General features: G+C 27.2%; 11 protein-coding genes and 1 pseudogene. 3 read left to right on the top strand and 9 right to left on the bottom strand.

The features are described 5' to 3' along the window. The first annotated feature begins 200 nt into the window (after nt 1-200). Both BM020_RS05740 and BM020_RS05745 read left to right on the top strand, forming a co-directional pair. Nucleotides 201-1,916, top strand: a complete 1,716-nt coding sequence (locus BM020_RS05740) for a glycosyltransferase (RefSeq protein ID WP_074798554.1) — start codon at nt 201-203, stop codon at nt 1,914-1,916. Between the two features lie 148 nt (nt 1,917-2,064). Then, on the top strand, nt 2,065-2,445 hold the full coding sequence (locus BM020_RS05745) for a DUF120 domain-containing protein (protein ID WP_067148400.1): 381 nt from the start codon (nt 2,065-2,067) through the stop codon (nt 2,443-2,445). Between the two features lie 28 nt (nt 2,446-2,473). On the opposite strand, the gene BM020_RS05750 is transcribed toward BM020_RS05745, so the two are convergent. The 4 genes from BM020_RS05750 to BM020_RS05765 all read right to left on the bottom strand — a co-directional run bounded on the left by BM020_RS05750 (nt 2,474) and on the right by BM020_RS05765 (nt 6,507). Then, the gene (locus BM020_RS05750) at nt 2,474-3,178 is read right to left on the bottom strand and encodes a glycosyl transferase (RefSeq protein WP_234970523.1); all 705 of its coding nucleotides are present in this window, start codon (nt 3,176-3,178) and stop codon (nt 2,474-2,476) included. 39 nt (nt 3,179-3,217) lie between these two features. Next, entirely contained in the window at nt 3,218-3,784 is a 567-nt protein-coding gene (locus tag BM020_RS05755; RefSeq protein WP_074798562.1) for a sugar O-acetyltransferase, read from the bottom strand. Between the two features lie 124 nt (nt 3,785-3,908). Further along, a complete protein-coding gene (gatA, locus tag BM020_RS05760) occupies nt 3,909-5,294 on the bottom strand; it encodes an Asp-tRNA(Asn)/Glu-tRNA(Gln) amidotransferase subunit GatA (RefSeq protein WP_074798556.1) in 1,386 nt (461 codons plus the stop codon). Between the two features lie 277 nt (nt 5,295-5,571). Continuing rightward, complete coding sequence (locus BM020_RS05765; RefSeq protein ID WP_143743961.1) at nt 5,572-6,507, bottom strand: NADH:flavin oxidoreductase; 936 nt, start codon at nt 6,505-6,507, stop codon at nt 5,572-5,574. Nucleotides 6,508-6,699: 192 nt separating this feature from the next. On the opposite strand from BM020_RS05765, the gene BM020_RS05770 reads away from it, so the two are divergent. Beyond that, nucleotides 6,700-7,497: an HAD family hydrolase gene (locus tag BM020_RS05770; protein ID WP_067148409.1), complete on the top strand. Its 798-nt coding sequence runs from the start codon at nt 6,700-6,702 to the stop codon at nt 7,495-7,497. Nucleotides 7,498-7,653: 156 nt separating this feature from the next. Here BM020_RS05770 and BM020_RS05775 read toward each other — a convergent pair whose 3' ends face one another. From BM020_RS05775 to BM020_RS05795, 5 genes and pseudogenes are all read right to left on the bottom strand, one after another. Beyond that, nucleotides 7,654-8,415: a sugar phosphate isomerase/epimerase family protein gene (locus BM020_RS05775; RefSeq protein ID WP_067148412.1), complete on the bottom strand. Its 762-nt coding sequence runs from the start codon at nt 8,413-8,415 to the stop codon at nt 7,654-7,656. A gap of 118 nt (nt 8,416-8,533) precedes the next feature. Continuing rightward, nucleotides 8,534-9,199 carry a hypothetical protein gene (locus tag BM020_RS09845; protein ID WP_067148415.1) on the bottom strand — a complete coding sequence of 222 codons (666 nt, stop codon included), beginning with the start codon at nt 9,197-9,199 and terminating at the stop codon, nt 8,534-8,536. Between the two features lie 100 nt (nt 9,200-9,299). Then, entirely contained in the window at nt 9,300-10,076 is a 777-nt protein-coding gene (locus tag BM020_RS05785; RefSeq protein WP_067148418.1) for a ParA family protein, read from the bottom strand. 496 nt (nt 10,077-10,572) lie between these two features. Beyond that, nucleotides 10,573-11,874: a TrpB-like pyridoxal phosphate-dependent enzyme gene (locus BM020_RS05790; RefSeq protein WP_074798558.1), complete on the bottom strand. Its 1,302-nt coding sequence runs from the start codon at nt 11,872-11,874 to the stop codon at nt 10,573-10,575. Nucleotides 11,875-12,101: 227 nt separating this feature from the next. Beyond that, nucleotides 12,102-12,403: pseudogene (locus BM020_RS05795) on the bottom strand (ISNCY-like element ISM1 family transposase); the annotation flags it as partial.

Genomic DNA, 12,403 nt, shown 5'->3' on the forward strand with positions numbered 1-12,403 from the left:
TTTAATAAAATATATCAAATAATTATTTTAATTCAAATTTTATAAAAATATAACAAAATATATACATTCTTAAAACATAATAATTATATTGTAAATTATTAAGGTATCATTATTTTTATATAAATAAAAAAATATCAAATAATTATTGTGTATATTAATTTTAAATAATATTTCTGTGAGAAATTTAAAGAGGTGAAAATTTGTATTACTTAGTAATGATTTTAGTTTTTTTGCTTGCTTCAGTTAAATCAACTAAAAATTCTAAAAAATCAGTTTCTATTGTTATCCCTGCATTTAATGAAGAAGCTACTGTTGCTAAAGTTGTTGGTGTTGCATCTAAGTTGTCATATGTAGATGAAGTGATAGTGGTAGATGATGGATCTAGTGATAGAACTGTAGAAGAAGCAGAAAGTGCTGGAGCTACTGTAATAAGTCATATTACTAATGAAGGTAAAGGATCAGCTATCAAAACAGGTTTTAAGAATTCTCATGGAGATATTATAGCTTTTATTGATGCAGATATTTCTAATTTTACATCTAGTAAAATTGATAAGATTATTAGGCCAATTTTAGAGGATAAAACCGACATTACTAAGACTAAATTTGCAAGAGAAAGTGGTCGTGTAACAGAACTTACTGCAAAACCTCTTTTAAGATTTTTCTTCCCAGAACTTAGTTATGAACAACCTTTAAGTGGTCAATTTGCAGGAAAGCGTTCTGCATTAAATAAAATAAGATTTGAAAAAGATTATGGTGTAGATGTTGGTATTGTATTAGATTCTGATGTTCATGGTATTAAGATTTTAGAAGTTGATATTGGAGATATTTCTCATGATATGTCTCCCCTTACTGACTTAAATAAAATGGCTAATGAAGTAGTTAGAACTATTATTGATAGGGCTGTAGAATACGGCCGTGTTACAATGATGGATAAATTAGGTAACTATATTAGAATGGCTGTTATGGGTTTATCTCTTATTATTTTAGGTATTTTCATGATATTCTTTGTTCCATTTATACCAGTTATTATATCTGTTTTTGTAGCTTTTGTTGGTATTGTATTAACTATTTTTTATATTGTAAAGATTATTAGAAGATCTATACCTATTTTAAAGAAAAGTAATACTAAATCTTCATTGAAATCCTTTGTAAAGATGCATTTTCCACTAATTGTTTCAGGTTTAATTTTAATTTTAATGCTTTCTACATTTTTATCAGCAGCTACTTTTAATGATGGGAGAGTTTCAGTAGAACTTACTTCTAGAAACTTTGTTTATGCTCCATCTGATAATAATCATCAAACTATTTCAGTTAGAGGGCCATATACCATTGATAGTGCTATTGAAAATGAAACTAGTATTTTAAGAATCCCTCAAGATGCTTTAAGTACATTAGAGATATCTGTTAATGATACGATGATTATTGATGGTAAATACTATCATGTTAATAGTACAAGAGATGGTGAGGGAGATACATTTAGATTACCATCAAAAGTCAAGCGTGAATTAGATGTCTATGACGGTGAAGTTATACCAAATAGCCGTATAAGTGAAGTTTTCCAAAATATAATTGTTAAACATAATATTCAATTTAATAATTTAAGTGATAAAATGGAAGGATTCGTAGAGTTTAGCATTAGTCCAAAGTCTAAAAATGGCACTTTCTTTAATTTAACCTTAGATAATGAATCTATCTTATCTTCAGTTGGAAACTTTAAAAATGATTCTAGCTATTCGATTTCATATGATGACAATATAATCTGCAATTTTACTAATAAGGATATAGAAAATGGCAATATTACCTTCACTTATAAAGGTCAAGATGGAATGATAGAGTTTAAGAATAGAAACAATACTTCAATTAGAAACTATGTTTCAAGTGATAAAGATTCATTTGTTCAGTTAAAGTCACTTTAATCACTGATTATTAATTTTTTATTAATATTCCTTTATTCAATAAAATAGCTTATTTAATTTTTTATTAATATTCATTTATTCAAATATTCACTTATTCAATAAAATAACTCATTTAATTAATTTTATTATTATACTTATAGGGATTAGAATGAAAATTACAGGAATTGTTACAACAGGTTTGGGAAAAGCAGCGTATTTTTTAAATCAAGAGTTTTATAAATCTCAATTTAATGAAAAATGTGGTTTTACTCCATTTCCAGGAACTTTAAATATTATAGTAGAGGAAGATAAATTAGAAGATATTAGACTAATGAAAAATTCTTGTAAAAATGTTATAAAACCAGATCAGGGTTTTGGTGGAGTAAGATATATTAAAGCTCATTTAAACCAAGATATTCTTGGAGCTATAGTATTTCCAGATAAAACAACACATGATGAAAATTATTTAGAATTTATATCAAAAGATAAATTAAGGGATAAATACAATTTTGAAGATGGAGATGAGGTATTATTAACTATTGATATTTAAATTAAATTAAATTAAATTTTAAATAATTTTATTCATATTTTTTTAATAACTCTCTATAATTGCCTATTTGTAATTCAAGACTGGTTATAGTAGTTTTATTATCTTTAGCTAATTGTTTATAAGATTCAATCATTTCTTCAATTGTTTTATCTTGCTTTTCTATTATTGAATCTTTTTGGCTAAGTAAATTATCATAAGTTCTTGCTATTTTCTTTAATTGTAACTCTAGATTATCTGTATTAGCATGTATTTCTTCTTTATAATCATTAATTAATGTTCTAAGATAGTTGATTTGATTTTGTTTATCATCAATTATAGCTATTTTTTCATCGATTTTCTTTTCTAAATCATCCATCTCTTTCATTCTAGATTTTTCATAATTAATTTCATTTTTTAGCTTTAAATCTAATTTTTCTTTTTCAAACTTGTATTTTATAAGGGTATTATTGAGCTTAGTTATTTTTTCGTCCTTTTCAGAGATTTTTTGACTGTATTCCTCAATTTCAACTGTTTTCAATTCTAAATCATTTCTTAAATCATCTATTTTTTCATCTTTCAAGGATAATTCATATTCTAATTCTTGAATTTCTTCAGTTTTGATTTCAAGATTTTCTTTTAATTCGTTAATCTCTTTAATTGAGTTTTTATTATTAGGTTTATTAGAATTATTTTTCTTTTTCTTTTTAGCCTTATTCTTAAAATTATTCTCTTTATTTAATGAATCATCTGTCATTTTAAACCCTCTATTTTAATGAATTGATCCTTTTAATTTTTATTCAATATCATTTTCTATCTCACGAACTACTTTAGCTGGAACTCCAAGGGCAAGTGAATTATCTGGAATGTCCTTTGTTACTACTGCCCCTGCACCTATAATTACATTATTTCCTATTTTAACGCCGGGTAATATAGTTACATTTCCTCCTAACCAAACATCATCTCCAATAAAAATAGATTTTGCACTAGCAAGATGTTTTCTTCTACCTTTTGGGCTTATAGGATGCCCTACAGTTGTTATAAGGGTATTTGGCCCAATCATAACATTATCGCCAATATAAACTTCCTTTATATCAAGTATTGTTAAATTGTAGTTTCCAGTAAAATTTGATCCAATATGAATGTTTTTCCCATTATCAAAACTAAATCTTTTACCAATCCAAACATCTTCACCAACAGAACCTAATATCTTTTTTAAGGTATCATATTGTTTTTCTTTCTCCATTGGATTTATATTATTATACCTTTCACTTTCTACTATTGCATTGTCTTTAATCGCTACTAGTTCTTCATCATCATAACAATATTCAAGGCCGGCTTTTAGTTTTTCAAGTTCACTCATCATTTAAATCACAAAATAGTTTGGATATTTAAAAATAGAAAAAATTAAAGATTTCAATTAAAGTAAAAATAATAAAAAAAGTTTATAATAGCTTATTAGCTATTATTTTATATGGTTTTTAAACTTATTTAGCATACTCAAATGCTGCCATTGCTTTTACAATTTTCCCATCATCTTGAGGTTTTGCCTGTAATTGTAGACCTACAGGAATACCTTCTACATCACCAGCCTTTACACTAGCTGCTGGAATACCTGCTAAGTTAGCAATTACAGTAAGTACATCGTATGCATACATTTCCATAGGTTCTAATTTTTCACCTAAGCTATGTGGTAATTTAGGAACAGTAGGACCTACAATTAAATCTACATCCTTTAACATTTTATTAATCTCATTTCTAATAAGAGATCTTGCTTGAAGTGCTTTTTGGTAGTATTTTCCACTAAATTCTTTTTGTGAAATGTATGAGCCAATCTGGATTCTTCTAAGTACTTCTTCTCCACATACCTCTTCGATTCTAGAACCGTATTTTCTTCCATCGTATTTTCTAGTAGCTGAGAAGAATTCTACATAGTTAATAAGATAGTAGGTAGGTAAACAGATATTGATGTGGTTAAAGCTTAATTCTACAAGTTCTGCACCTAATTCTTCTAGTTTTTCAACTGACTTATCAATAATTTCGTTAATCTCATCGTTAGTTACTTCTCTAAATTCACGACAAGTAGCTATTTTCATACCTTCAAGAGGCTTTTTGCGTCCTTTTATAGATTCAGCTATTTCAGTAAAGTTAGGAGCATCCCATTTTAATGTAGTACATTCAGTTGGATCATATCCAATGATAGTATCTAATGCAAGGGTAATTCCAGTAATATCACGAGCCATAGGACCTATTTGGTCTAAACTCATTGATAAATCAAGTAAACCTTGTCTTGAAACTGCACCATAGCTTGGCTTCATACCTAAAACTCCACAGTGGGAAGATGGGTTTCTAATAGATCCACCAGTATCAGAACCTATTGCAATATCACACATTTCAGCACTTACAGCTGCTGCGCTTCCTCCACTTGAACCTCCGGGGATTCTTCCAGGAGCAGCTGGGTTATTTACAGCTCCATAGTAAGAAGTTTCAGTTGAACTACCTGCTGCAAATTCATCCATATTGTTAATTCCAATGATAATTCCATCTTCTGATTTGATTTTTTTAACAACAGTTGCATCATAACTTCCAATATAATCTTCTAATGTTTTAGATGCAGCAGATATAATAAAGTCTTCTACATTAATATTAGCTTTAATACCAAATACTAAACCAGCAAGAGCTCCTACTTCTTCTCCATTTTTGATTTTTAAATCAATCTCTTCTGCTTTAGCAATTGCTTCTTCTTTATTTACTTCAAGAAAAGCATTAATATCTTTGTTTTTCTCTTCAATAACTTTAATATAAGCTTCTACATTTTCTTTTGCAGTAATTTCCTGATTTTTTATTGCATTTAATTTTTCAAGGATATTCACATCAAACACCTTTTTTTTAAATATTTATTAATTATGACTTTACAGTTTTTAATAAAGATTTTAAACTGTTTTTATTAATTATAAAAAATAGTTTTTTAAAATTATTTATTAATATTTCTTATATAATATACTAACTCTATATTTTAATATTTAAATAATGTTTGGTATTTCAGCATTTTTAAAAGAATACAATTAAAATTTTTTACAAATTTATAAAATTTAATATTATAAACCTATTATGAATCTAATTATTATTATAAACCCATTATAAACCTAATTATTTTAAATCTTCTTTTAATGCTTTTTTAGACCATTCTGAATCCATTAGTAATGCTCTACCAATACCAATTAAGTCACAATATCTTTTACTTAGTAAGTCTTCCCCATCACGAGCTTTTTTAATTCCTCCAGTAAGAATTATAGGGACATCACAAGATTCTTTAGCTATTTTACTAAGTTCTTTAAAGTATCCAGCTTCTTTACTATGGGGATTTACATATCTACAAAGGCCTCCAGAGATATCTATTAAATCTACTCCACTGTTAACAAAAGATTTAACTGCGATAGGAATTTCTTCTAATTTACTTCCTCCTTCTAAATAATCATAAGCACCAAAACGAATAGCTATTATATAATCATCACTTACAGCGTTACGAACTTCTTTAATAATCTCATTATGTAATCTCATACGATTTTCAAGACTTCCACCATACTTATCTATTCTTTTATTTGTATATGGTGAATAAAATTGACTTAAAAGGTATCCATGTGCTGCATGAATTTCTACACCATCAAAACCGGCTTTCTTACTGCGTATAGCTGATTTTACAAAGGATTCTTTCACATAATTTATATCGTCAAGAGTTATTTGGTTTAAATTTATTTTATTAGATGATATTGACTCTAAACCTGCATGATTAATCTGTGCAATAGCAAAACTATCTTGTGAATGTATAGCATTAGTAAGTTTTTTATAGCTATCTATTACACTATCATCTGCCATAGAGAGCTGTTTTGGACTTGCCATACCTTCATGAGATACATATTCATGCTCTACTATTATAAGGCCAGTTCCCTCAGCTCTTCTGTAATAATAGTCTATTAAGGCATCTGACACTTTTCCCTCTTCACTAAGTTCTCTTGCCATAGGTGGCATAACTATACGATTAGAAAGACTAATATTTTTTATTTTTAAAGGACTGTTTAATAGCATAATTTCACTTATTTCATTTTAATCTTATTAGATTTTTTCATAATATATTCATTTTATTAGAAAATTTATATATTAATAATTTTAAACTATATTTAATAAAAGTTTATTTGAAAGTTTATGATATATTTCAAAGTTTAGAATGTATTTGAAAGTTTATAATCAAATTTATTAATTCTTATGTGAGTTGATAAAATGACTAAAAAAGCTATTGTATTTGATAACTCTGGAACATTGATAGAAAGATTTAGAGTTATAAAAGATGTATCTACAGGTGAATTGATCACTCATATTAACTCTTTAAATTTAATAGATAGTTTTTTAAATGCGGCACTTGTTGTTTTACAATTTAATACTAATTGTTTAAAGGGGCTTGATCCAAATACATTAATAAGTGATTTTGTTATTGAAAACAATATAGATTTTGATATTAGTTATTATTCAACAGATGTTTCTAAAGAGGAAATTACAGCTATTTTAGAAAAAGATACAGCTATTATAAAGGATATTACAGATACTTTTCCACTTTTAAAAGAGAGGGTTCCTAATATGGAATTATGTAATGGTTCAGCTGTCATTATAGATATTGCAGAAGAAAGAATAGCTTATACAATCACTTCTGCAGGTCAATTATTTAGCGGTGTTAAAGAGACAATAGCTAAACTTCAAGATAATGATATAGATGTATTTATTGCATCAGGAGATAGATCTGCTGCTATTAAAAGGCTTGCTGATATTACTGGAGTACCTGAAGGCCATGCATTTGCAACTGCTAGTACACATAGAAAAGCAGAAATAGTAGCTAATCTTCAAGAAAAAGGTTATAAAGTTATGATGGTTGGAGATGGCCCTAATGATATTTTAGCATTCAAGCAAGCTGATTCTGCCGTACTAACAACAGAGCAAAAAGATGGTGACTTTCCTGATAAATTAAAAAATTATGCTGATTTTGTTATAGGAGATATTTCTGAAGTTCTTCAAATTGATTTCTAAATTTTATTTTTCTATTTATTTTCTTAAACTTATTTTGTTTTATTTTTTAAATTTACACTTAAAATAATACTTTTCTTTTCTTACATGGTTTAGCTATTTAAAATTATTCTTGATTTTCCTTAAAAAAAATCTTTAATATGTTTTAGTTATTTAAAATTATTCTTGATTTTTTCTTAAAAAATCTTTAATTACTTTTTTACTTTTTATTACATCATCAAAATTATTTAACTCAATAATTCCATCTTTAACATATTTTAATAAATTTAAATCAAGTGTACCATCCCCTATTGCTTGGTGTTTGTCTTTTATGCCATCGTTATCATTAATATGGTTATAAAGAATATTGGGGATTTTAAAGAAACTTAATTGATCTTCACAGGTATTTACATGGCCTAAGTCAATGGTAATACTGCATCCTGTTTCATTTGTAAGGTCTTCTAATTCATATGCTCTATTACCAAGATAAGAGAAACGTTCTGGCATATTTTCTATAGATATTTTTGCTTCTTTATCTTCAGCATACGCTACAAGTTCATGGGTAGATTCAGTTAAAAATCCAAGAGCCATATCTCTTAAGTGTTTTTCTGGCCTTCCTATTTTACCAGGATGGGAAGTTACACCTATAGCTCCAATTTCATCTGCAAGATCTAGACATTCTTTTGTTTGTTTTACTGACTCTTTACGTATTCCATCATTTAAACTAGCAAGATTTATATCAACATTCACTGCATGTATGTAAATATCTAAATCATATGAGTGAAATGCTTCTATTACTTCTTTATTTCCAAGTAAAACATCTTGTCTATATGGACCTTCTGCAAGTAATTCTACACTATCAAATCCATTTTGCACTGCTATATCAAGCATTTCATCTACTTCTTTTGAAAAAAGTGAAAGAAGTGAAAATCCTAATTTCATTTTAATCCTCTATTCTAATCCTCTATTTATTTATTCTAAAACTATTTATTAATCTTTAAAATTTATAAATGATAAATAATCTTCAAACTTCTAAAATGATTAAATAATCTCCAAACTTTTATAGATGATTAAACAGTGTCCAAACTTCTGGATACTTTTTAGCTATTGCATCATCAATTAAATTTGAAGCTTCATTACTTATACTAAATTCAGGTTCAGTTTTTCTTAAGTATCTTAGTACTGCTGCAGATCTTGCAGACCATAATGTTATTCTTGGATTATTTTCAACTGTTTCGATAACTTCATCTATAAGCTTTTCTTCTTTTTCACTAAGAAGACTATCAAGTTCATTTAAATCATCAGAAGCTTCAACTATTTGAGTAGTTAATTTTTTTTCTTCATTTAGATTGCTAGCTGAATCAATATTTTCCATAGTTTTTTCATATCTGATTCTTTCTTCAATTTTTTCACTTATCTCATCATCAAGTTTTACTTTTTCATCATCATTATAGAAAACATTGGTATAGTTAGAAGACTCATGTGCTTTTTTATTTTCTTCCTCAATAATTTCTACATTATCATCAATTCCACTTTCTTCAAGGTCTACACCATCTGTAGTTTCTTCAACTATATCCTCTAGTTTTTTACTTTCTTTTTTAGTTTCTTCAGATTCTTTTAATAAATTTTCTAAACTTATTCCTTCTTCAAGCTCTTTTTCTTCAATTTTTGGAATTAAAGAGTCTAAACCTCTTCCTAATCCTGAATTTTTTTCTTTTTTAGCCATTATACCAAACCCTTTTTAAATTCGTGTTTTTTTTATAGTCATATGATATTATAATCTTAAAATTCATCTGTTTTTTAAATATAGTATTAAATTTTATTTTCTATTTTCCACTATCCATCTCTAATAACTCTTTAGCTAATTTCAAGTAAGATATTGCTCCTTTGCTTTCTGGATCATAGACAATACATGGTTTGCCATAACTAGGAGCTTCTGCTAAACGTATATTTCTTGGAATAACTGTTTTAAAGATTTGTTCTGTGTCTTTGAAGTATTTTTTTAATTCTGCATATACTTCTCTTCCTAGCCTAGTTCTGGCATCATATAAAGTTAAAAGTATTCCTTTAATTGGTGTAGGGCTTCTTAATCTTTTCTCTACAAGTTTTATTGTATTCATTAAGTCTGCTAAACCTTCAAGAGCGAAATATTCTGCTTGTATTGGTATTAATACACTATCTGCAGCTATCAATGAGTTTATTGTTATTACTCCAAGTGAAGGTGGTAAATCTATTATAATGTAATCAAAAATGTCTTTTATAGGTTCAAGTAAGTTTTTAAGTGCAATATGATAGTTTGTTTCCTTACTTAATTCTACTTCTATACCACTTAAATCAATGTTACTTGGTAATATGAATAAATTTTCAATTTTTGTTGGAATTGTAGCTTTTTGAACACTACACTCATTTACTAAAGCTGTGTATACTGTTTTTTTATTTTCTGTTTTATTTATTCCAAAACTTGTTGTTGCATTTGCCTGTGGATCCATATCTACTACAAGAACTGCCTTTCCCATTGCAGCAATTGATGTTGCTAAGTTAACTACAGTAGTTGTCTTTCCACATCCACCTTTTTGATTCATTACAGCGATTATTTCTCCCATTATATTAATTCTCCTTAGTATTTTTCTTAAAATAAAGTGATTATTAGATTTAATCATTATAAGTTAATTCTTATAACTTACTTCTTATATCTTATACTTTATAATTTATAACTTTTAATATATAAGTTTTAATATATAAGTTTTAAGTTATATCTTATTATTTTTACTTTATACTTTATAACTTATATTTTATAATTTTTAATTTATAAGTTTTAATTTTTAACTTATTTCTTATATTTTATAAGTTATTAGTTATAACTTATCACTTATAACTAAAATTATAATAAATTTAATAATAAATTATAAGTTATAACTATTATTTCAAAATAAAATAGCTTAAAAAAAGAGCTATTATATTTATTAAAGAGCTATTATATTCATTAAAAGAGCTATTATATTCATTAAAAACAGTTTAAAAAAAGAGGGAGTAGTTATCACAAAAGTGATAACAAAAAGTTCTGATTCGTATAAAATTCTCATGTAAATTATGAAAAATCTATTTAGAATTTTCCATAGTTCCATCCATATAACTTGCATAACCTTTAAAGTCCATTAAACCATGACCAGAGAAGTTAACAACAATAGTTTTTTCTTCACCGGTTTCCTTACATTTTTTAGCTTCATCAATGGCAACTTTAATTGCATGGTTTGTCTCAGGAGCTGGAATTACACCTTCACACATTGCAAAGAGTTTACCTGCTTCAAATACATCTCTTTGATGAACAGTTACTGGGTTAATATAACCTTCATTTTTAAGTAAAGATACTTGTGTGTTCATACCATGGTACCTAAGTCCACCTGCATGTACAGAAGGAGCTACAAAGTCGTGACCTAATGTAAACATTTTTAAAAGGGGAGTAAATCCTATGTTATCTCCAAAGTCGTATCTGTACTCACCATGTGTCAATGTTGGACATGCAGAAGGTTCTACTGCTATGAATTCACTATCAGAATTTCCTTGAATTTTATCTTTGAGGAATGGGAATAAAGATCCACCAAAGTTACTTCCTCCACCAACACATGCAATCATTGTATCTGGTTCTTCTTCAACTTTTTCTAATTGAACTTTAATTTCTTGACCAATAACTGTCTGGTGTAATATAACATGGTTTAATACACTACCTAAAGTATATTTTACTTTATCATCAGTTAATGCGTCTTCTACAGCTTCAGAAATTGCAATTCCAAGAGAACCTGGAGTGTCTGGGTTTTCTGCAAGTACTTTTCTACCAACTTCAGTATTCTCACTTGGTGAAGCATGTACTTGTCCATCATATAATTCCATAATTGTTTTTCTGAATGGTTTTTGGTCATATGAGACTCTTACCATGTATACAGTACAATCAATTCCCATCATAGATGCTGCAAGAGATAATGCAGTACCCCATTGCCCTGCACCAGTTTCAGTAGTAATTCTTTCAATTCCTTCTTTTTTAGCATAGTATGCTTGAGCTATTGCACTGTTTAACTTGTGACTTCCTGTTGGGGATGTATCTTCTCGTTTATAATAGATTTTAGCAGGGGTATTTAATTTTTCTTCTAAGCCTCTTGCTCTACATAGAGGGGTGGGTCTTCCTAATCTTTGATAGAGTTCTCTTACTTCATTTGGTATTTTTATATATCTTTCAGTGGAAAACTCTTGATTAAGACATTCATTTACGAATATTTGAGGTAATGTAGCTATTTGATCCTTTCCTTCACTATTTTTAGGAGCAGGAAGTTCTACAGGTAAATCAGCATTAATATTGTACCATTTAGTTGGTACTTCATCATTTGTTAAATCAATTCTGTATTGCATAATATCACATTTTTTATGAATTTTTTTATAAACCTTATAAATATGGATATAAATTTTATAAATATCAGATAAAATTAGTATTTTTATATTAATATTTTTATTCTGTACTAATAATCTGTATAATGTACTATATAAAGCTTTGTAGTATAATTTTATACATTATAGTATTGATTATTAATTTTTTCAAGTATTTTTTAAAATTTTTGAGGTTGTAAAATTTTATAGGCTTATTTTATTTTTATGTGATTTTTTGTCCAGTTTTTCATTTGGTAGTCTAAAAATGTTAGAATTCCATTTTTAGTTTTGTAAGTTTTCTTAATTTTTTCTGGATTTGTTTGTCTGTAGTAATTTTCTACTTTATTTGATGTTTTTTCAATATTTTCATCATCTAAGTATTCTATGTATCTTTTGAAGTGATTTAAGACATGTTTGTTTACAAATTGCATTAAAACTTCTGGAATCGAATCATTAATTTTCTATAATAATTTTTAAATTTTTCAATCGCTTTTTTTGAAGAATTTTGTTTAAA

It is taken from the genome of Methanobrevibacter olleyae (assembly GCF_900114585.1).
In the GTDB taxonomy this organism is placed as follows: Archaea; Methanobacteriota; Methanobacteria; order Methanobacteriales; family Methanobacteriaceae; genus Methanobrevibacter; species Methanobrevibacter olleyae.